Annotated in this window: 22 protein-coding genes; 12 read left to right on the forward strand and 10 right to left on the reverse strand. The window is 58.6% G+C overall.

The genetic code is table 11. The features are described from left to right. Positions 1-12 precede the first annotated feature (12 nt). The 7 genes from C4S59_RS01590 to C4S59_RS01615 are packed head-to-tail and all read left to right on the forward strand — an operon-like array spanning position 13 to position 7,621. Positions 13-1,788, forward strand: coding sequence for an acyl-CoA dehydrogenase C-terminal domain-containing protein (locus C4S59_RS01590; RefSeq protein ID WP_103908725.1), 1,776 nt, complete (start codon positions 13-15; stop codon positions 1,786-1,788). 43 nt (positions 1,789-1,831) lie between these two features. Then, positions 1,832-2,044, forward strand: coding sequence for a hypothetical protein (locus tag C4S59_RS01595; RefSeq protein WP_103908726.1), 213 nt, complete (start codon positions 1,832-1,834; stop codon positions 2,042-2,044). Between the two features lie 31 nt (positions 2,045-2,075). Continuing rightward, positions 2,076-3,215, forward strand: a complete 1,140-nt coding sequence (locus tag C4S59_RS01600) for an acyl-CoA dehydrogenase family protein (protein ID WP_103908727.1) — start codon at positions 2,076-2,078, stop codon at positions 3,213-3,215. Continuing rightward, positions 3,215-3,523 (forward strand): hypothetical protein, encoded by a 309-nt coding sequence (locus tag C4S59_RS19465; protein WP_146064495.1) that lies wholly within the window; start codon positions 3,215-3,217, stop codon positions 3,521-3,523. Before C4S59_RS01600 ends, C4S59_RS19465 begins: the two co-directional genes overlap by 1 nt. Beyond that, complete coding sequence (locus C4S59_RS01605; RefSeq protein ID WP_103908728.1) at positions 3,520-4,158, forward strand: glutathione S-transferase family protein; 639 nt, start codon at positions 3,520-3,522, stop codon at positions 4,156-4,158. Before C4S59_RS19465 ends, C4S59_RS01605 begins: the two co-directional genes overlap by 4 nt. A gap of 14 nt (positions 4,159-4,172) precedes the next feature. Further along, positions 4,173-5,384: an acetyl-CoA C-acetyltransferase gene (locus tag C4S59_RS01610; RefSeq protein ID WP_103908729.1), complete on the forward strand. Its 1,212-nt coding sequence runs from the start codon at positions 4,173-4,175 to the stop codon at positions 5,382-5,384. A 38-nt stretch (positions 5,385-5,422) separates the two neighbouring features. Then, positions 5,423-7,621 carry a 3-hydroxyacyl-CoA dehydrogenase NAD-binding domain-containing protein gene (locus C4S59_RS01615; RefSeq protein WP_103908730.1) on the forward strand — a complete coding sequence of 733 codons (2,199 nt, stop codon included), beginning with the start codon at positions 5,423-5,425 and terminating at the stop codon, positions 7,619-7,621. A 45-nt stretch (positions 7,622-7,666) separates the two neighbouring features. Here C4S59_RS01615 and xseA read toward each other — a convergent pair whose 3' ends face one another. Continuing rightward, positions 7,667-9,151, reverse strand: coding sequence for an exodeoxyribonuclease VII large subunit (gene xseA, locus C4S59_RS01620; protein ID WP_103908731.1), 1,485 nt, complete (start codon positions 9,149-9,151; stop codon positions 7,667-7,669). A gap of 126 nt (positions 9,152-9,277) precedes the next feature. On the opposite strand from xseA, the gene purD reads away from it, so the two are divergent. Continuing rightward, entirely contained in the window at positions 9,278-10,540 is a 1,263-nt protein-coding gene (gene purD / locus C4S59_RS01625) for a phosphoribosylamine--glycine ligase (RefSeq protein WP_103908732.1), read from the forward strand. A 49-nt stretch (positions 10,541-10,589) separates the two neighbouring features. Here the strand turns inward: purD and C4S59_RS01630 are convergent, their stop codons facing one another. The 4 genes from C4S59_RS01630 to C4S59_RS01645 all read right to left on the reverse strand — a co-directional run bounded on the left by C4S59_RS01630 (position 10,590) and on the right by C4S59_RS01645 (position 14,028). Further along, the gene (locus tag C4S59_RS01630) at positions 10,590-11,564 is read right to left on the reverse strand and encodes a quinone oxidoreductase family protein (protein ID WP_103908733.1); all 975 of its coding nucleotides are present in this window, start codon (positions 11,562-11,564) and stop codon (positions 10,590-10,592) included. Between the two features lie 26 nt (positions 11,565-11,590). Beyond that, positions 11,591-12,265, reverse strand: coding sequence for a class I SAM-dependent methyltransferase (locus C4S59_RS01635; RefSeq protein ID WP_103908734.1), 675 nt, complete (start codon positions 12,263-12,265; stop codon positions 11,591-11,593). A gap of 3 nt (positions 12,266-12,268) precedes the next feature. Next, positions 12,269-13,255: an NAD(P)H-quinone oxidoreductase gene (locus tag C4S59_RS01640; protein ID WP_103908735.1), complete on the reverse strand. Its 987-nt coding sequence runs from the start codon at positions 13,253-13,255 to the stop codon at positions 12,269-12,271. A gap of 98 nt (positions 13,256-13,353) precedes the next feature. Next, a complete protein-coding gene (locus tag C4S59_RS01645; protein WP_103908736.1) occupies positions 13,354-14,028 on the reverse strand; it encodes a COQ9 family protein in 675 nt (224 codons plus the stop codon). A gap of 132 nt (positions 14,029-14,160) precedes the next feature. Here C4S59_RS01645 and rpsU point away from each other — a divergent pair, with 132 nt between their 5' ends. Beyond that, a complete protein-coding gene (gene rpsU, locus C4S59_RS01650) occupies positions 14,161-14,367 on the forward strand; it encodes a 30S ribosomal protein S21 (RefSeq protein ID WP_005614280.1) in 207 nt (68 codons plus the stop codon). A gap of 77 nt (positions 14,368-14,444) precedes the next feature. On the opposite strand, the gene C4S59_RS01655 is transcribed toward rpsU, so the two are convergent. Further along, entirely contained in the window at positions 14,445-14,906 is a 462-nt protein-coding gene (locus C4S59_RS01655) for an Lrp/AsnC family transcriptional regulator (protein ID WP_103908737.1), read from the reverse strand. 134 nt (positions 14,907-15,040) lie between these two features. Here C4S59_RS01655 and ald point away from each other — a divergent pair, with 134 nt between their 5' ends. Next, the gene (ald, locus tag C4S59_RS01660) at positions 15,041-16,159 is read left to right on the forward strand and encodes an alanine dehydrogenase (RefSeq protein WP_103908738.1); all 1,119 of its coding nucleotides are present in this window, start codon (positions 15,041-15,043) and stop codon (positions 16,157-16,159) included. 57 nt (positions 16,160-16,216) lie between these two features. Beyond that, positions 16,217-16,570 carry a YigZ family protein gene (locus C4S59_RS01665; protein ID WP_103909377.1) on the forward strand — a complete coding sequence of 118 codons (354 nt, stop codon included), beginning with the start codon at positions 16,217-16,219 and terminating at the stop codon, positions 16,568-16,570. Here the strand turns inward: C4S59_RS01665 and C4S59_RS01670 are convergent. Further along, on the reverse strand, positions 16,567-17,454 hold the full coding sequence (locus C4S59_RS01670) for a cation diffusion facilitator family transporter (protein ID WP_103908739.1): 888 nt from the start codon (positions 17,452-17,454) through the stop codon (positions 16,567-16,569). The two genes, C4S59_RS01665 and C4S59_RS01670, sit on opposite strands and share 4 nt — an antisense overlap. A gap of 107 nt (positions 17,455-17,561) precedes the next feature. Beyond that, positions 17,562-17,996 carry a MarR family winged helix-turn-helix transcriptional regulator gene (locus C4S59_RS01675; protein ID WP_234994653.1) on the reverse strand — a complete coding sequence of 145 codons (435 nt, stop codon included), beginning with the start codon at positions 17,994-17,996 and terminating at the stop codon, positions 17,562-17,564. A gap of 103 nt (positions 17,997-18,099) precedes the next feature. Between C4S59_RS01675 and C4S59_RS01680 the strand changes: the two genes are divergently transcribed. Then, positions 18,100-18,528 (forward strand): organic hydroperoxide resistance protein, encoded by a 429-nt coding sequence (locus tag C4S59_RS01680; RefSeq protein ID WP_103908741.1) that lies wholly within the window; start codon positions 18,100-18,102, stop codon positions 18,526-18,528. 69 nt (positions 18,529-18,597) lie between these two features. Here C4S59_RS01680 and mscL read toward each other — a convergent pair whose 3' ends face one another. Beyond that, positions 18,598-19,029, reverse strand: a complete 432-nt coding sequence (mscL, locus tag C4S59_RS01685) for a large conductance mechanosensitive channel protein MscL (RefSeq protein ID WP_103908742.1) — start codon at positions 19,027-19,029, stop codon at positions 18,598-18,600. A gap of 145 nt (positions 19,030-19,174) precedes the next feature. Continuing rightward, positions 19,175-19,624 (reverse strand): YtoQ family protein, encoded by a 450-nt coding sequence (locus tag C4S59_RS01690; protein WP_103908743.1) that lies wholly within the window; start codon positions 19,622-19,624, stop codon positions 19,175-19,177. Positions 19,625-19,677: the final 53 nt, after the last annotated feature.

Here is a 19,677-nt window from a genome sequence, read left to right on the forward strand (position 1 = left end):
GGGAGGACGACCATGCCCATCTATCAGGCGCCGACAAAAGACATGAATTTCGTGCTGCACGATCTTCTGAAAATTTCCGAAGCCGACATCCCCGGCTATGACGAACTGGACAGCGACACAACACAGGCGATCCTCGAAGAGGCGGCCAAGCTGTGTGAAAACGTACTCGCGCCCCTGAACAAGGTTGGCGACGAAGAAGGCTGCCATCTGGAAAACGGCGTGGTCCGCACGCCTGCTGGTTTCAAAGACGCGTTCGATCAGGTCCGCGAAGGCGGCTGGACGTCGCTGGACTGTGACCCCGAATACGGCGGCCAAGGCCTGCCCTATCTGATCGCGACAGCGGTCGGCGAAATGTTTTCGTCCGCCAACATGGCGTTCAACATGTATCAGGGCCTGACCCACGGCGCCTACAACGCAATCCACGCCCACGCGTCGGACGAACTGAAGGCGAAATACCTGCCCAAGATGGTGACCTGCGAATGGGGCGGCACCATGAACCTGACCGAACCCCACTGCGGTACAGACCTTGGCCTGATCCGCACCAAAGCGGTTCCGCAGGACGACGGCACATACAAGATCACCGGCAACAAGATCTGGATTTCGGCCGGCGAGCACGACATGTGCGAAAACATCATTCACCTTGTTCTAGCAAAACTGCCGGACGCGCCTGAAGGCGTCAAAGGTATCTCTTTGTTCATCGTGCCCAAGTTCATGGTCAACGACGACGGTTCGCTGGGTGAGCGTAACGCAGCAACCTGTGGCGGCCTTGAGAAAAAGATGGGCATCCACGGCAACGCGACCTGTGTCATGAACTACGACGGCGCAACCGGCTATCTGGTTGGCGAGCCGCACAAAGGCATGCGCGCCATGTTCACCATGATGAACGAAGCGCGTCTGGGTGTGGGCCTTCAGGGCTACGCTCAGGGTGCCGTGGCCTACCAGAATGCTTTGGCCTTTGCCAAAGACCGCGTTCAGGGCCGTGACGTGACAGGCGTGAAAAACCCCGATGGTCCGGCAGACCCGATCATCGTGCACCCCGACGTGCGCCGGAACCTGATGGATCAGAAATCCTTCATCGAAGGTGCCCGCGCATTCACATTCTGGGGCGCCCAGATGCTGGACCGCGCACACCGCAATAACGACAAAGACGCAGACGGCCTCGTGTCCCTGCTCACACCCGTCATCAAAGGCTTCCTGACAGACAAGGGCTTTGAAACAACCGTACTGGCACAGCAGACACTGGGTGGCTCCGGCTTTACTCAGGAATGGGGTCTGGAACAGTTCGTCCGCGATGCCCGCATCACCATGATCTATGAGGGCACAAACGGCATCCAGTCGCTCGACCTCGTGGGCCGTAAGCTGGGTCAGGACGGCGGCAAGCACGTCATGGCATTCTTCGACATGGTCAAATCCTTCTGCAAGGAACAGGGCGACGTCGAAGGCATGGCCGAGTTTGTCGAGCCTCTGAAAGCCGCGTCCAAGGATCTTCAGGCAGCGGGCATGTACTTCATGCAGCACGGCATGAAGAACCCGAACAACGCCCTGTCCGGCTCCTACGACTTCATGCACCTCTTTGGTCACGTCTGCCTTGGCATGATGTGGGCGAAAATGGCGCGTGCATCTCTGGATGCACTGGCCGCAGACGCCTCCGACAAAGAGTTCTACGAGACCAAGCTGGCAACCGGTCGCTACTACATGGCCCGCCAACTGCCCATGACCGCAACGCATCTGGCCCGCATCCAAACAGGCGCAGATACCGTTATGGCTCTGGACGCCGCCAGCTTCTGATCACAGGATGGGTGGGAAACCACCCATCTTATCCGAGGATTGAATGCCCAAACGTTTTCGTCTGACCCGCCGTTTTCCAGTTTCCATGACCGAAGATGGCTATCGACGTCTGAAAAAGTTCGCCAGTGAGGCGGGTTTGGACGAAGGCGAGGCACTCAGTTTCCTCTTTGAAAACTTCGGTAGCGTGACAGACGAAGACGCGCTGACGCACAGACTTAGGTTGTTCAACGCAGAATTGGACAAACGAAAACGCTGACACATCGCAACCCTTGGGGAGGGGGAGCTGCATGACTTCAGGCTGGATGACAGACGAGCATAAAATGCTCGCGGATATGACCGCAGGCTTCATCAACGAACGCTGGGTCCCGCGCTATGGCGAATGGCGCAAGAACGGTCAAATGGATCGCGGAATCTGGCAGGAGGCCGCCGAACTCGGCCTGCTTTGCCCCTCGGTCCCCGAAGAATACGGCGGCGCCGGTGGTGACTTCGGCCACGAGGCCGTCATCCTGATGGAAGCTGCCCGCGCCAATCTGGCAAGCTGGGGACACGGCATCCACTCTGGCATTGTGGCCCATTACATCCTGACCTATGGCACGGAAGAGCAGAAAAAGCGCTGGTTGCCAAAGCTGTGTACGGGCGAAATGGTCGGCGCTCTGGCCATGACCGAACCCTCGACCGGATCAGACGTTCAGCGCATCAAAACCAAAGCCGTCAAACAAGGCAACGCCTACCGTCTGTCGGGCCAGAAAACCTTCATCACCAACGGCCAGCACGCAAACCTGATTTTGGTCGCGGCAAAAACCAACCCGTCGCAAGGCGCGAAAGGTATCAGCTTGATGGCTGTCGAAACCGACACCGCAGAAGGGTTCACGCGTGGCCGAAACCTGGAAAAAATCGGCTGCCACGCAGCGGATACGTCCGAGCTGTTTTTTGACAATGTCGAGCTTCCACCAGAAAACCTGCTGGGCGGCGTCGAGTCGCGCGGCTTTTATCAAATGATGGAACAGCTGCCCCAAGAACGCCTGATCATCGGTTGCGGGGCCGTCGGCGCAATGGAAGGCGCGGTTGAGCGCACCATCGCCTACTGCAAAGAACGCGAAGCCTTTGGAGGACCTCTCACCCAATTCCAGAACACGCGCTTCAAACTGGCTGAGTGCCAGACCAAAACAACGGTCGCACGTTGTTTCCTTGATCAATGCATCGCCGAACACCTGCGCGGCGAATTGAGCGTCGAAAAAGCCGCAATGTCGAAATATTGGTTGTCAGACACGCAAGGTGAAGTGCTTGACGAATGCGTCCAGCTTCACGGCGGCTACGGCTATATGCAAGAATACGCCGTTGCGGAAATGTGGGCAGATGCGCGCGTCCAGCGGATTTACGGTGGCACCAACGAGATCATGAAAGAACTGATCGCGAGGAGCCTTTGATGCCGTCGGATTTTGAGTATTTTGAGACAGATGAAGCAGCACTGGCTTGCGCAGAAAACCACGCGCGCCAGCCTGCCCCAAATCCGCTTGGCGCTCCGGCCCTTTCACGGGATTTACCCTACAAGGCGGAAGCACCGCGCTTCACCTGTCACGGTCATCGGCTCTCCAGCCTGTACCGTAGATCCAGACTTAGCTTAACGAAGTTAGCAAATGGTTATTCTGGGACAGGCTTCGTGTTTCATCTGTCCACAAATACTCAAAACAACCCCATTCACCCAAAGCACATCGGCGGAGGTATTTTTCCATGACCATCAAACTTCACTGCTTTGGCGAGAGCGGTCATTCGTACAAGGCGGCCCTCGCTCTTGAGCTTTCCGGCCTTGAATGGGAACCGGTGTTCATCGACTTTTTCAAAGGTCAAACACGTGGTGACGACTACCGTGGTGAACTGAATGTCATGGGCGAAGCGCCTGTTTTGATTGATGGCGATGTGACGTTGTCGCAATCCGGTGTGATCCAGACTTACCTCAGCGAAAAAACCGGCAAATTCGGCGGGAACTCGCCAGAAGAGAAGCTGGAAATTCTGCGCTGGTTGCTGTGGGACAATCACAAGCTTTCCAGCCAAGCGGGCGTGACGCGCTTTCTGATGAATTTCCTGCCCGAAGACAAGCGCCCGCAAGAGGTGATTGCTTTCACCCAAGGCCGTTTGAAGTCGGCTTATCAGGTTCTGGATGCCCACTTGACGGGACGTGACTGGATTGTTGGTCGCGACGTCACGAATGCGGACCTGACCTGTTGCGGCTACCTCTTTTACCCAGAACCCTTCGGCTTTCAGCGCGAAGACTGGCCCCATATCGATGCTTGGCTGACGCGCATCAGCGCCCTGCCCGGCTGGAAACACCCCTATGACCTGATGCCCGGCAATCCGTCGGATCGGGCCTGATTAAGGAGACCATGATGACCGAAGCCTATATTTACGATGCGATCCGCACGCCGCGCGGCAAGGGCCGCAAGGATGGCTCGCTGCATGAAGTGACCTCGGCGCGTCTGAGCGCTCAGGTCCTGAACGGCCTGAAAGACCGCAACAACCTTGAGGGTCACGCGGTTGAGGACGTGATCTGGGGCAACGTGACCCAAGTTGGCGAACAGGGCGGTTGCCTTGCGCGGACTGCGGTTCTGGCGTCCGAACTGGATCAATCGATCCCGGGCCTTGCGATCAACCGTTTCTGTGCGTCGGGCATGGAGGCTGTGAACCTTGCCGCGAACCAGGTTAAAGGCGGCGCAGGCGATGCCTATATCGCCGGTGGTGTTGAAATGATGGGTCGTGTGGCCATGGGCTCGGACGGGGCGGCGATTGCTGTTGATCCGTCGATTGCCATGGACACCTATTTTGTCCCGCAGGGTATTTCGGCAGACATCATTGCCACCGAATATGGTTTCACCCGTGATGACGCAGACGCGCTGGCGGTCGAAAGCCAGAAGCGTGCAGCAGCCGCTTGGGCCGATAACCGTTTTGCGAAATCGATTCTGAATGTGCGTGACCAGAACGGCCTGACCATTCTGGACAAGGACGAATACATGCGTCCGGGCACAGACATGCAGGCGCTGGGGTCTTTGGCCCCGTCGTTCCAGCAGATGGGTGAGGTCATGCCGGGCTTTGATGCGGTTGCTCTGATGAAGTACCCGCATCTTGAGCGCATCAACCACATCCACCACGCGGGCAACTCGTCCGGTATCGTGGACGGTGCGGCTGGCGTTCTGATCGGCAACAAGGAATTCGGCGAGAAATACGGCATCAAGCCGCGCGCCCGCATACGTGCCACGGCGAAAATCGGTACAGACCCGACCATCATGCTGACGGGCCCTGTACCCGTTACCGAGAAGATCCTTGCCGACAATGGCATGTCCATTTCGGACATCGATCTGTTCGAAGTGAACGAAGCATTCGCGTCGGTTGTTCTGCGCTTCATGCAGGCGTTCAATGTGGATCAGGACAAGGTGAACGTGAACGGCGGCTCGATCGCTATGGGTCACCCGCTGGGTGCCACAGGTGCGATAATCATCGGCACATTGCTGGACGAGCTTGAGCGCACAGGTCAGGGCGTCGGCCTTGCCACGCTGTGCATCGCATCCGGTATGGGTGCCGCCACCATCATCGAGCGCGTGTAATCCGCGATACAGACCTTCACCCTGACAGGGAAAAAGACATGACTGAATTTACAATGGAAAAAGGCGCCGACGGCGTCGCAGTGATCACCTGGGACGTACCGGGCAAATCCATGAACGTTCTGAGCTTTGACGGTCTGCGCGAACTGGATGCGCATATCGACGATGCTTTGGCAGATGACGCGGTCAAAGGCGTTGTTATCACCTCGGGCAAAGACACCTTTGCCGCTGGCATGGACCTGAACGTTCTGGCCAAGATGAAAGAACAGGCGGGCGACGATCCGGCGCGTGGCTTGTTTGACGGCATCATGCAGATGCACGGCGCACTGCGTAAAATCGAACGCGCGGGCATGGATGCGAAAACCAACAAGGGCGGCAAGCCGATTGCAGCTGCTCTGCCAGGTACAGCACTGGGCATCGGTCTGGAAATTCCGCTGGCGTGTCACCGCATCTTCTGCGTGCCTGACCCAAAGGCCAAAATCGGTCTGCCGGAAATCATGATCGGCATCTTCCCGGGCGCTGGCGGCACAACCCGAATGGTCCGCAAGATGGGCGCGATGGCGGCATCGCCGTTCCTTCTGGAAGGAAAGTTGTCCGACCCGATTAAGGCAAAAGCGGCTGGCATCATCGACGAAGTGGTCGCTGATCCGGTTGCAGAAGCCAAAGAATGGGTTCTGAACGCGGGCGATAAAGACATCGTCAAACCGTGGGATGAAAAGGGCTACAAAATGCCCGGCGGCGCGCCGTATCACCCTGCTGGCTTTATGACGTTCGTTGGTGCATCCGCGATGGTCAACGGCAAGACCAAGGGCGTCTATCCGGCGGCCAAGGCGCTTTTGTCTGCTGTCTACGAAGGCGCGATGGTGCCCTTCGACACAGCCCTGAAGATCGAAGCACGCTGGTTCGTAAACGTTCTGATGAACCCGTCGTCATCCGCGATGATCCGTTCGCTGTTCATCAACAAAGGCGCGCTGGAAAAAGGTGCTGTGCGTCCGGCAGATGTGGCAGACCAGTCCGTCAAGAAAGTCGGCGTTCTGGGTGCGGGCATGATGGGTGCAGGCATTGCGCTGGTGTCGGCTCTGGCCGGTATCGAAGTTGTCCTGATCGACCAGAAACAGGAAGCTGCGGACAAGGGCAAAGCCTATTCCGAGACCTATCTGGACAAGGGCATCAAGCGTAAGAAGATCACCGAGGATAAGAAAGAAAAGGTTCTTGGCCTGATCAACGCGACCACTGATTATGCCGCACTGGAAGGCGCCGACCTGATCATCGAGGCGGTGTTCGAAGACCCTGCGATCAAGGCGGAAGTGACCGCCAAGGTCGAAGCGGTGATTGGCGAAGACTGCATCTTTGCGACCAACACATCGACCCTGCCTATCTCGGATCTGGCCAAGGCGTCCAAGCGCCCTGAGCAGTTCATCGGCATCCACTTCTTCTCGCCGGTCGAGAAGATGATGCTGGTCGAGATCATCAAGGGTAAGGAAACCGGTGATCGCGCGGTTGCAAAGGCGCTGGACTATGTCCGTCAGATCAAGAAGACACCGATCGTTGTGAACGACGCGCGTTTCTTCTACGCCAACCGCTGCATCATCCCCTACATCAACGAAGGCATCCGCATGGTCGCCGAGGGCATCAACCCCGCGCTGATCGAGAACGCGGCCAAGCTGGTTGGTATGCCTTTGGGTCCGCTTCAGCTGGTTGATGAAACCTCGATCGATCTGGGTGCAAAAATCGCCCGCGCGACAAAGGCTGCGATGGGCGATGCCTATCCTGACGCTGCTGTTGACGATGTGATCTTCTGGATGGAAGGCGAAGGTCGTCTGGGCCGCAAGGCAAACGCGGGCTTCTATGCCTACGATGAAAAAGGCAAGCGCGTCGGTCTTTGGGGTGGTCTTGAGGCCAAATATCCTGTCGCAGACGATCAGCCTGACCTGACCGAAGTGCAGCACCGCCTGCTGTTCGCTCAGTCGCTGGAAGCCGTTCGTGCGCTGGAAGAAGGCGTTCTGATGGACATCCGCGAAGGTGACGTTGGTGCGATCCTTGGCTGGGGCTTTGCGCCTTGGTCCGGCGGTCCGCTGTCGTGGCTGGACATCATCGGCGCGCCCTATGCCGCCGAGCGTTGCGATCAGCTTGAAGCCAAGCACGGCGCACGCTTTGCCTGCCCGCCGCTGCTGCGCGAAATGGCCGACAAGGGCCAGAGCTTCTACGGTCGTTTTTCGCCGGAAGCAGACGCAGCCTAAATACAAAAAGGGCGGGGATTTCCCCGCCCTTTTCATTTTGAATGGTTAGAAAAGCGAGCCCTGTTCCGGGGCTTTCTTTTTGGATGACGCCTTTTTCGGCACGCTGCCCCCGATCCGCATTTTTCCATCGTTGAATTCGATCTCAAGCCCGCCTGCTTTCTCGGCCTCGGCTTTGGTCGTCACAACTTGGCCCTCGGCCCGCACGACGGCATAGCCACGCTTCAACGTGGCTTTATAGCCCAGCGTTTCGCGCAGACGATCCAGCGCATCTAGACGTTCGCGGCGTTTGCCGGTGCTTTGCTGGAACGCCCCATCCAACCGGCGCGACAGTTCCGCGATGCGTTCGGATTTCTGCGCTACGTCACGCTGCACGATCCGCGGGTCCAGACGCGCCCCGATCTGGGCCACACGGCGGGTTTCTTCCGCCAGACGCGACCGCAGCATCGCGGGCCGCAGGCTGCCTGCGGTTTCAGACAGGACGACACGGCGCGTTTGAACTCCGCGAGTCAGCGCAGCAGGCAAACGATCCGAAATGGTATCCAACCGCTGACGCGGGCCATCCAACAGCATGTCAGGGCGCGGCAGGGCGCGGGACAGATCGCGCAACCGCTGATCCCGCAGCTCCAGACGCTGTGTGATCGCACGGCTGAGACGCGCCTGCACTTCGTCCGTCCATGCCAACAAATCACGGCGCACAGGCACGGCCAGTTCCGCAGCCGCCGTCGGTGTCGGCGCGCGCTGGTCCGATACGAAGTCGATCAGCGTGGTGTCCGTTTCGTGCCCAACCGCTGAAATCAAGGGAATGTCTGAGGCCGCAGCCGCCCGCGCCACGCTTTCTTCGTTAAAGCCCCAGAGGTCTTCAATCGATCCACCGCCACGCGCCACAATCAGAAGATCAGGACGCGGTAGCGCGCCGCCGGGCGTCAGCTGGTTGAACCCTTCAATCGCGCGGGTCACCTCGGGCGCACATTTCGCGCCCTGCACGGCCACCGGCCAGATCAGCACCTTGCGCGGGAAACGGTCGCGCAGACGATGCAGGATATCGCGGATGACGGCCCCTGACGGCGATGTCACAACGCCGATGATCTCGGGCAGAAACGGCAGCGGCTTTTTCCGGCTGGCGTCAAACAGGCCCTCGGACTGCAACAACGCCTTGCGCTTTTCCAGCATCGCCATCAGCGCACCGGCACCGGCAGGGCGCATATCCTCGATCACGATCTGGTATTTGGATTGACCGGGGAACGTCGTCAGACGCCCTGTAGCGATAACCTCCATCCCTTCTTCGGGCTGGGTCTGCAGACGGCTGGCCACACCTTTCCACATCACGCCCGAGATGACGGCCTTATCATCTTTCAAATCCAGATAGATATGCCCCGAACGCGGACGCGACACACGACCGACCTCGCCCTTGACCCGGACAAAGCCGAATTCGCCCTCGATCACCCGTTTGACGGCACCGGACAATTCCGAGACGGAAAATTCCGGCGTATTGCCTTCGCCTTCCTCGGGGCCGTCGTCCAACAAATCCATGGTTATCCTCGTGCTTGGTTGTGCCCACACTACCCATCCGCCCCAGAAAGGAAAAGCACCACATCTTGCGCCAAAGCCCTGCGCCGGATAGGAGGGCGCAACAGCGCAAATAAAGGGACTTTGGCCATGAATATCCTGATCCTCGGTTCGGGCGGACGTGAACATGCACTGGCGTGGGCCGTTATGCAGAACCCCAAGTGCGACAAGCTGATCGTGGCCCCCGGAAACGCAGGTATCGCCCAGATCGCCGATTGCGCGTCCTTTGACGTCAATGACGGTGGCGTTGTTGTCACCTTTGCCGAAGAAAACGCGATTGATCTGGTCATCGTCGGCCCCGAGGCCCCGCTGGCCGCTGGCGTGGCCGACGCGCTGCGCAACGCATCCATCCCTGTCTTTGGCCCCTCTGCCGCAGCGGCGAAGCTGGAAGCCTCCAAAAGCTTTACCAAAGAAATCTGCGACGCGGCCAAGGCCCCGACAGCAGGCTATGCGCATTTCACCGATCTGGCCGCGGCCAAAGCCTATGTCACCGAACAGGGCATGCCTCTGGTCATCAAGGCCGACGGTCTGGCCGCAGGCAAAGGCGTGATCATCCCCGAAACGCTGGAAGAAGCCCTTGCCGCGCTGGACGACATGTTCGGTGGCGCCTTTGGCGAAGCTGGCGCAGAGGTTGTCATCGAAGAATTCATGACAGGCGAAGAAGCGTCCTACTTCATTCTGGTCGACGGCGAAACCGTGCTGCCCATCGGCACCGCGCAGGACCACAAGCGCGTTGGTGAAGGCGACACAGGCCCCAACACTGGCGGCATGGGTGCCTATTCCCCTGCCCCCGTGCTGACCGACGAGATCGCACAAAAAGCGCTGGACGAAATCATCAAGCCGACCATGGCAGAAATGGCCCGTCGCGGCACGCCTTATCAGGGTGTCCTGTATGCCGGTCTGATGATCGAAAACGGCCAGCCGCGTCTGGTGGAATACAACGTGCGCTTTGGCGATCCGGAGTGTCAGGTTCTGATGCTGCGCCTTGGGGCACAGGCGCTGGACCTGATCCACGCCTGCGCAGAAGGCCGTCTGGCCGAAGCTCAGGTGAACTGGGCGGATGACCACGCGATGACCGTGGTGCTGGCGGCCAGCGGCTATCCGGGTTCCTACGAAAAAGGCACCGCGATCAACGGTCTGGATGCCATCACGGAAGACAGCTTCAACGTGATGTTCCACGCAGGCACGTCCGAAAAAGACGGTCAGGTCGTCGCCACGGGTGGCCGCGTTCTGAACGCCACGGCGCGCGGTGCGACACTGCAAGAGGCCCGCGATCGCGCCTATGCGTTGGTGGATGCTGTGGATTGGCCCGAAGGCTTCTGCCGCCGCGATATCGGCTGGCGCGCGCTGTAATCAGCTTTGGAAGGCGCGAAGGGTTCGGGCCCCTCGCGCCTTTTTTCTATCAGATCGTCAGAACGGTCGAACCGGTCGTCTTCCGCGCTTCTAGTGAGCGATGGGCGTCGGCCACCTGATCCAGTGGGAAACGCTGATCAATCCGGATTTTCACATCCCCGCTCAGAACCTTGGCAAACAACTGCTGCGCCATATCCTGACATGTGGCGTGATCCGCGATGTGCGTGAACAGTGTCGGACGCGTGATTTTCAGTGATCCTTTCGCCCCCAGAGTCCCGATATTGAACGGCGGCACCGCCCCCGAGGCGTTGCCAAATGAAATCATCATGCCCAGCGGCTTCAGACAATCGAGCGAGCCTTCGAACGTGTCCTTCCCGACCGAGTCCATCACGACATCGACGCCTTTGCCATCGGTCAGTTCCTTGACCTTAGCGACCCAGTCCTCATCCCGATAATTGATGCAGTCGGATGCACCATGATCCAGCGCCAGTTGGCATTTCTCATCGGTGCCTGCTGTGCCGATCAAGCGGATGCCTTCGGATTTGGCCCACTGACAGGCGATTAGGCCCACGCCACCGGCAGCGGCGTGAAACAGCACCGTATCGCCGGCCTTCAGCGGCGTTGTGCGATGGAACAGGTACTGCGTGGTCAGCCCTTTCAGCATCATCGCAGCGCCCTCCTCAAAGGAAATACCATCGGGCAAGGGACAGACCTGCGCAGCGGGCATCACGCGCGCTTCGCAATAGGCGCCCGGAGGCTGGCTGGCATAGGCCACACGGTCACCGACCTTCAGATGCGTCACGCCTTCGCCCACGGCATCAACCACGCCGGATGCTTCCATCCCCATCGCGTGGGGCAGGTTCATCGGGTAAAGGCCGCTGCGCTGGTAGCAGTCGATAAAGTTTAGGCCGCATACCTTGTGATTGATGCGCACCTCGCCTGCTGCGGGGTCACCAACGGGGCGATCCTCGATCTGCAATACCTCAGGACCACCGTGTTCGTGCATCACTACGGTTTTTGCCATGCCTTCCTCCCTCTAAAAGACGCGTGTCAGCTATCAGGCGCGCGGGTCATTTCGATGCCGACCGCCTGCTCTGAGAAAGAGATGTAGCGAAAACTGTCGGACGGCAAGCTCTCTTCCAGTGCTTTCCATTCGTGATGGCGCCAACCGGGATATCCATAGAGTTCGTCAAACAGCAAAACCGATCCCGCCACCAACCGTGGCCGGATCGCATCCAGCACAAAGCGCGTGGGCGTGTAGGTGTCCAGATCCAAGTGGGCAAAGACCACGGCCTGCCCTTTGTGATCTTCCAGCCAGCCCGGCACCGTATCCTGCACCCAGCCTTTGACCAGCTTCACGCCATCAGCAACTTCGGGCAATTCACCTTTCAGCGTAAAACGCCCCGCCTGCCCGCCTTTGGCATGGCCAGTCCAGTCCTCTTCCAGCCCTTCGAAGCTGTCAAAGCCCCAGATAACCGCGCCGGTTTTTTTCAACTGACGCGAAAACAGGTTCACGCCATGCCCGCGCCACACGCCGAATTCGGCAAACAAGCCGTCCGTGCCCAGCGACTCGATCGCGCGGTTGATGCAGTATTTGCGGATGTTGCGTTTGTCGGGGAACAGCATCGCCCCCGACATGTGGTCCTTGAACGTCTCGAAACTGTCCTGAATGGCGTATTCGCCCAACAGATCGAGCGGCGTCTTCTGAGGTGCGCCTTCGGACAACCCTCAGCCTCCGACCTTCAGCACGATTTTACCGATGTGGGTCGATCCTTCCATACGCGCGTGCGCGTCAGCGGCCTGATCCAGCGCATATTCACTGTCCATGACAGGGGCGATTTTGCCCGCCGACAACAGCGGCCAGACCTGTTCGCGCAGCGCATCGGCAATGCGGGCCTTGGCCAGATCGCTTTGCGGGCGCAAGGTCGATCCAGTGATCGTCAGACGGCGCATCATCACCTGGGCAAAGTTCAGCTCCACCTTCGGCCCTTGCAAGAAGGCGATCTGCACCAGACGGCCGTCATTGGCGAGGCTTTTGACGTTCTTAGGCAGATAGCTGCCGCCAACCATATCAAGGATCAGATCAGCACCGCCTTCAGCGCGGATGACCTCGACAAAATCCTCTTCGCGGTAGTTGATGGCGCGTTCCGCCCCCAGCTCTTCGCAAATCCGGCATTTGTCGGCGTTGCCTGCCGTGGTGAACACACGCGCGCCAAAGTGACTGGCCAGTTGGATTGCCGTCGTTCCGATGCCCGATGATCCACCGTGAACCAGAAACTTCTCGCCTGCTTTCAGACCACCACGCTGGAACACATTGGACCAGACGGTGAAGAAGGTCTCGGGCAGGCAAGCAGCCTCTTTCATGCCCATGCCTTCAGGTACAGGCAGGCAGTGGGCGGCAGGCGTCGTTGCGTATTCTGCGTAACCACCGCCTGGAAGCAGGGCACAAACCTTATCGCCGACGCTGATGCCGCTGACACCTTCGCCCAGCGCAACCACCTCGCCCGAGGCCTCAAGCCCCGGCAGATCGGACGCTTCGGGCGGCGGGGCGTACAGGCCCGCACGCTGCAGCGCGTCGGGGCGGTTCACACCGGCATAGGCAATTTTCAACAGCACATCGCCGTGGCCCGGCTTGGGAATGTCCCGCTCGACCGGTTTCAGAACCTCGGGCCCGCCCGCTTCGGTGATTTCAACAGCCCGCATCGTTTTCGTCATAGTCGTCCTCCGCTTTGGCGGAACTTTGGCCGATCCGCAATGAAAGAACAATCGCGCGGAATGGACGCATCCCTTTGTCTGGCCTTGGTCTTGCGACCTTAGCCCAGATGCCCGGGCAAATCAGAGGGATCGGTCTTAGGCGCTTTGACACGGGACAGGAAAGCATTCGGGAACGCCATCAACCCTTTGGTCAGCGGATTGCTGTTCACCGCCGCCTTGAATTTTTCAAAGCGCATGACGTCTTCGATCCGGCGATCCAGAAATTCCCATGTCGCGGAATGATCGGGCGAGTCATCTCCCAGCCAGAACAACACGGTCGAGGAATAGACACCGGAAAGTGTCGCGCGCTTTGTGTACCAGTTCACATCGTCCGAGGTATCGCCCAAAGCCGTCCAGATCGCATCCGCCGTGCCCCAGATCAGCTTGGCGCCATCCGCTGCGTGCGTCGGCAGAGCAAACAGCGTGGTGCCACGGCGCACGACCTCGCGATCATCGACCGCTTCGATCCGGTGACGGACGGCCGCGGCGACCTTGTCGCGGAACCGGTAGCCCTCCATCGGGTCGGCATCGATTCGGCGCAGCATCTCGGCGTCGCCTGCTTTGTGATAGGCCACCGCCAGATCAACTGCCCCACGCGGGAACAGGCCACGGGCAACGATAGGATCAACATCACTGTCCTGAACAGCCGCATCAAAACTGGCCTGAGACCAGCCATCAAACGGAACATGCATCAAAATAGCGTCCAAAAGCTGTGTTTGGGGATCATCGGACATGGCGTGGCTTCCTTCAACTCAGTGGCAATTCAGGCCCCTTGGCCCCACACTAGACAAGTTAGGCGCGACTTGCTATATGGCCACCTCCTGCAATTCCTTGCAACTCAAACTTAGAAAGGTGGTGAAAACCACATGCAGGTTAGTGTTCGCGACAACAACGTCGATCAGGCGCTTCGTGCCCTGAAGAAAAAGCTGCAGCGTGAGGGTGTCTTCCGTGAAATGAAGCTCAAGCAACATTTCGAGAAGCCGTCCGAGAAAAAAGCGCGCGAGAAGGCTGAAGCGATCCGCCGTGCCCGTAAACTGGCACGCAAAAAGGCGCAGCGTGAAGGTCTGCTCTAAGCAGTTTTTCAGACACTGTTATGAATTTGACGACCTCCGAGGTGAAAACCTTTCGGGGGTTTGTCTTTTCTAAGGGGTCAGACAGGCAGTGCCGTTGTCCGGAACACCGTGCGCAGAGCAAAGCTTGATTGCATCTGACGGACATGGGGCAGCCGCGCGAGATACTGGCGATGGATGCGCGCGAAGTCATCGGTGTCTTCTGCCACGATTTTCAGGATGTAGTCCGCCGTGCCTGCCATCAGATGGCATTCCAGAATTTCCGGCACGCGTTTTACGGCGGTTTCAAACGCCTCAAGAACTTCGTCCGCCTGCCCTGTCAGGGTGATTTCCACAAAGACCGTCGTGGGCAACCCCAGTTTCCGGGCGTCAAGCAGCGCGACGTAATCCTTGATGAAGCCTTCTGTCTCAAGGCGCTGCACCCGTCTGTGACACGCAGATGCCGACAGGTTCACCTTTTCAGCAAGGTCCGCGTTCGACATGCGCCCGACCTTTTGCAACGCACGCAGGATTCGGCGATCCATATCGTCCAAAGCTGACATGACTTCATTCCTTTCGTCTGAGCGCTCAGAATTCGAAGATTCTTCGAAACTTGCAATCCAACAGGCCAGATCAGGAACAAAGTTGCAAGCAAACTCCTTCATCCTAGGTGCAGAAGGACAAACGGGAGGACGCCATGAAAATCGGGTGCCCAAAAGAAATCAAACCGCAGGAATATCGCGTCGGCCTGACACCCCACGCCGCAGCGGAAGCCGTCCAGAACGGTCACGAGGTGATCGTGGAAACCGGTGCTGGCGATGGCGCGGGCTTCACTGACAAAGAATACACGGACGTTGGCGCGACCATCGCAGACACCGCCGCAGAGGTGTTTGACGCCGCCGATCTGATCGTAAAGGTCAAGGAACCGCAGGCCGTCGAACGCAAGATGCTGCGCAAGGGTCAGGTGCTGTTCACCTACCTGCACCTTGCCCCCGACCCCGAGCAAACCAAAGACCTGATGGGAAGTGGCGCGACCTGCATCGCTTATGAAACCGTGACGTCGGCCCAAGGCGGCTTGCCGCTGCTGGCCCCGATGTCTGAGGTTGCGGGCAAGCTTGCCCCACAAATGGGCGCTTGGGCCCTGCAAAAGGCCAATGGCGGTATGGGCGTGCTGATGGGCGGCGTGCCTGGCGTCTTCCCTGCCCGCGTCGTTGTAATCGGCGGTGGCGCGGTTGGCACACATGCAGCCCGCGCGGCCGCAGGTATGGGTGCCAACGTGGCCGTGCTGGACCGGTCCCTGCCCCGCCTACGCCAGTTGGATGATCTGTTCGGGGATCAGTTTAAAACAGTTTACGCCAATCCGGCGCTGACTGCCGAACTGGTGAAAGAAGCCGACATGATCATTGGCGCGGTCCTCGTGCCCGGTGCCGCCGCCCCCAAGCTGGTCAAACGCGAACAACTGGCCACTATGAAACCCGGCGCGGTTCTGGTGGACGTGGCAATCGACCAAGGCGGCTGCTTTGAAACCTCGAAGCCCACCACCCATGCCGATCCGATCTATGAGGTCGACGGCATCATTCATTACTGCGTCGCCAACATGCCGGGCGCGGTGCCGCGTACCTCCACCCTCGCGCTTGGGAATGCCACACAGCCCTTCCTGATGGCGCTGGCGAACAAGGGCTGGAAACAGGCGCTGAGGGATGATCCGCATCTGGCAAACGGTCTGAACGTGCACGACGGGCAGATCACATGCGCGCCGGTGGGCGAGGCTTTGGACCTGCCCGTCACGCCTTTGGACGATGTTCTGAACGGCTGACCACTGCCCGAGCCTTGACACAGGGGCGTGCGAGCATGCATCGCTCGCCCCATGACTTTGACCATTCTAGAAAACGTCCTGAACGACCGCGGGTCGCGCTATGCTGTGGCGGGTGGACCTGCTGCCTCAAAGGCCGAAGCCGAAGCGCTGATCAAAGAACTGAAGAAGAAAAAGAAGTTCGCCAAAGCGACGCATAACAGCTGGGCATTGCTGACCGACGACGGGCCCGTCAAAAACGATGACGGTGAATCCGGTGCAGGCATGGTTATCATCCGCATGCTGGAACGCGAGAACCTGCAAAACCACCTGATTGTTGTGACCCGCTGGTTTGGCGGCGTCCATTTGGGCGGCGACCGCTTTCGCCACATCCAGACATCCGTCAACGCCTATCTGGACGATCTGAAGCGTTAAAGAACCACGATACCTGTGTGTTTGGCGTGATCTTCCGGTTCCACGTGGATGGTCACGATGCATTCTTCCAGATGCTTTTTCAGCGCCACTTCGATGCGGTCGCAAATCTCATGTGCGGCAGTCACGGACATATCGCCCGGCACCACCAGATGGAAATCTACGAATGTCGCACGACCCGCCACACGGGTGCGCAGATCATGCGCCTCTACCGCGCCTTCGGCATGATCCGAAATCAGATTGCGCAGGTCGGCCAATTCATCTTCGGACACGGATTCATCCATCAATCCGGACAGGGACGATGCAATAACATGCCAACCGGACCACAGGATGTTCAGCGCCACCAGCGCGGCCATCAGCGGATCGAGCCAATACCAGCCCGTCGCCACGGCCGCCGCGATCCCGATGATCACGCCAATCGACGTCACAACATCTGTCTGAAGATGCTTCCCGTCCGCGCTGAGCGCAGGGGATTTCAACGCCTTCCCCTTGCGGATCAACACAAGCGCCCAAGCGCCGTTGATCACGCTGGCTGCCACAACGATTGCCGAACCAAGCCACGGCTGGGTGATTGCCGCTGGCTCCCAGAAACGCCCCCACGCTTCATGCAGGATCAGCAGGGCCGCGATGACGATCATCACACCTTCCAGAACCGCCGAAAAGAATTCGGCCTTGTGGTGTCCATAGGGGTGTGAAGCATCCGGCGGGCGCGCCGCGACACGCACAGCGACCAGCGCTGCGATGGCCGTGGCCACGTTGACGATGCTTTCCAAGGCGTCTGACAGGATCGCAACCGAGCCGGTAAAGAACCACGCGGCCAGTTTGACCACCAGCACAACGGCCCCTACCACGACGGACCCAAGGGCAATACGCTGTGCCTGTGTCATTCTGGTCTCCGTCGTCTCGGCGTCGGCGCCGTCTTAGTCAATGGGGATGCATGGGGCAAGGCGACAGATCGACTTTGCCAACAACTGCGCGGGAAAAGGTACAATCCTTATGCGCCGGTGGCCCGCAGCTTATCCGCGACGGCCAACACCTCGGCCCGCAGGCGTTGTAGCGTTTCGATATCCAGTCCGGTCTTTTCCAAGATGCACTCGGGGATATGCGCGGCCTTAGCCTCAAGCGCGGAACCATTCTCGGTCAAGGCGACGCGCACTTGGCGTTCATCCTTGGGATCGCGGCTACGCTCTACAAGTTCGGCGGCCTCAAGACGCTTCAGCAACGGCGTCAGTGTGCTGGAATCCAGCTGAACCTGCTGACCGATACCGCCCACCGTCAAAGGCCCGTCCGATGACCACAGGGCACTTAGAACCAGATACTGCGGATAGGTCACGCCGAGTTCTTCTAGCAGCGGGCGGTAAGCCTGCTGCATCGCATGCGTCGCCGAGTACAGCGAAAAGCAGAACATATCCGAAGGTGCGAGTGCCATGCCTTTAATTTATATCGCGCGCGATTTTTCCGCAAGAGATTGACATTGCGACCACGCGACATACATAGTGTGCAGGATTAAATCGTGCACAAAGGAATATATCATGTCCGTCGACACAAAATACTGGACCGAAGCCCATGCAACTGGCGGTGGCCGCAACGGTCTTTCCAAGCTGAAAAACGGTATGCTGACCGTCACCATGACCAGCCCCAAAGAACTGGGTGGCTCCGGCGAAGGTCATAACCCCGAAGAACTGTTCGCGATGGGATATGCGGCCTGTTACCTTGGCGCGATGCGTTTTGCGGCGCAGAACGAAAAACTGGGCGCCGTTCCAGAAGATGCGACCGTGGACGCACACGTAGGCATCGGCCCCCGCAGCGATGGCGGTTTTGGCCTGAAGGTAAAACTGGTCGTTGAAATGCCGGGCGTCGACAAAGACGTGGCGGAAAAAATCGCCGAGCGCGGCCACTTCATCTGCCCCTACTCCAACGCGACGCAGGGCAACATCGAAGTCGAAACCGAAGTCAAATAAGACGCCCTGAACAAAACAAAAAAGACCCGCCGCGCCGCGACGGGTCTTCTTTTTTCCAAAGTAGACGACTTACTTTTTCAGCGAGTCGCGGATTTCCATCAGGATGTCCAGTTCGGTCGGACCAGCCGGAGCCGCCTCTGCAGGCTCGTCGTCTTTTTTGATCGCGGCGTCTTTCATCTTGTTGACCCACTTAACCAGCAGGAAAACGACAAACGCGATGATCAGGAAGTTGATGACTGCCATCAGGAAAGAGCCGTAGGCAAAGACCGCAGCCCCTGCTTCACGCGCAGCTTCAAGGCTTGCGCCTTCTGCAACGTCACCGGACAGAACCGCATAGTTGTTGGTAAAGTCCACGCCGCCCATGAACAAACCGATGATCGGGTTGATCAGGTCGCTGACAAGCGAGGTCACGATGGCCGTGAACGCCGCGCCGATGATGATACCAACAGCCATGTCCATGACATTGCCCTTGGCGATGAAAGCCTTGAATTCGTTAATCATTCCCAGTGTCCCCACATTTAAGAAATGCCGCTTTTTGATGCGGCTAGGGGAAGCATAGACAAGTTCGAATATCTGTCAGCGGGAATTTTCAAAAAGATGCGTCAAAAAGTGGCGTTCGTGATGGAACGCCACTTTGGCCAGGTCATTAGCTGGGCAGCGATCCGGTCAGAACATAGCGCAAAATCTCGACCACCTCTTCGGGTTCGCGGGCAACGGCCTGCGCGGCAGCGTTAACTTCTTTCAACGCGTGATCGTGCTGTTCGGGCTGAAGGATAATCATGGATTTGCCCAAAGCGGCTGCAAAACCCGCATCAAAAGCTGCGTTCCACTGTTTGTATTCGGTGCCAAAACGGACAACCACGACATCCGCATCCTCGATCCCCTTGCGGGTGCGGATGCTGTTGACCAACGCGCCTTTGCGATCGTGCCAGAATTTTTTATCTTCGCCGCCAAGGATCGCGACACCGCAATCATCCGAGGCTGCGTGATCCGTCACTGGCCCCGAGAACGTCACGTCCAACCCTTGCGCGCCGCTGATGATGCGTTCGCGCCAGTCTGTGTGGATTTCACCCGACAAATATACGTTCAGTCCCATGTGCTCGCCTCCTATTCCAGTGTTGGCTTGAAAGCTAACCCATGACGGGCTGA

The organism is Thalassococcus halodurans, assembly GCF_900108225.1.
Taxonomy (GTDB): domain Bacteria; phylum Pseudomonadota; class Alphaproteobacteria; order Rhodobacterales; family Rhodobacteraceae; genus Thalassococcus; species Thalassococcus halodurans.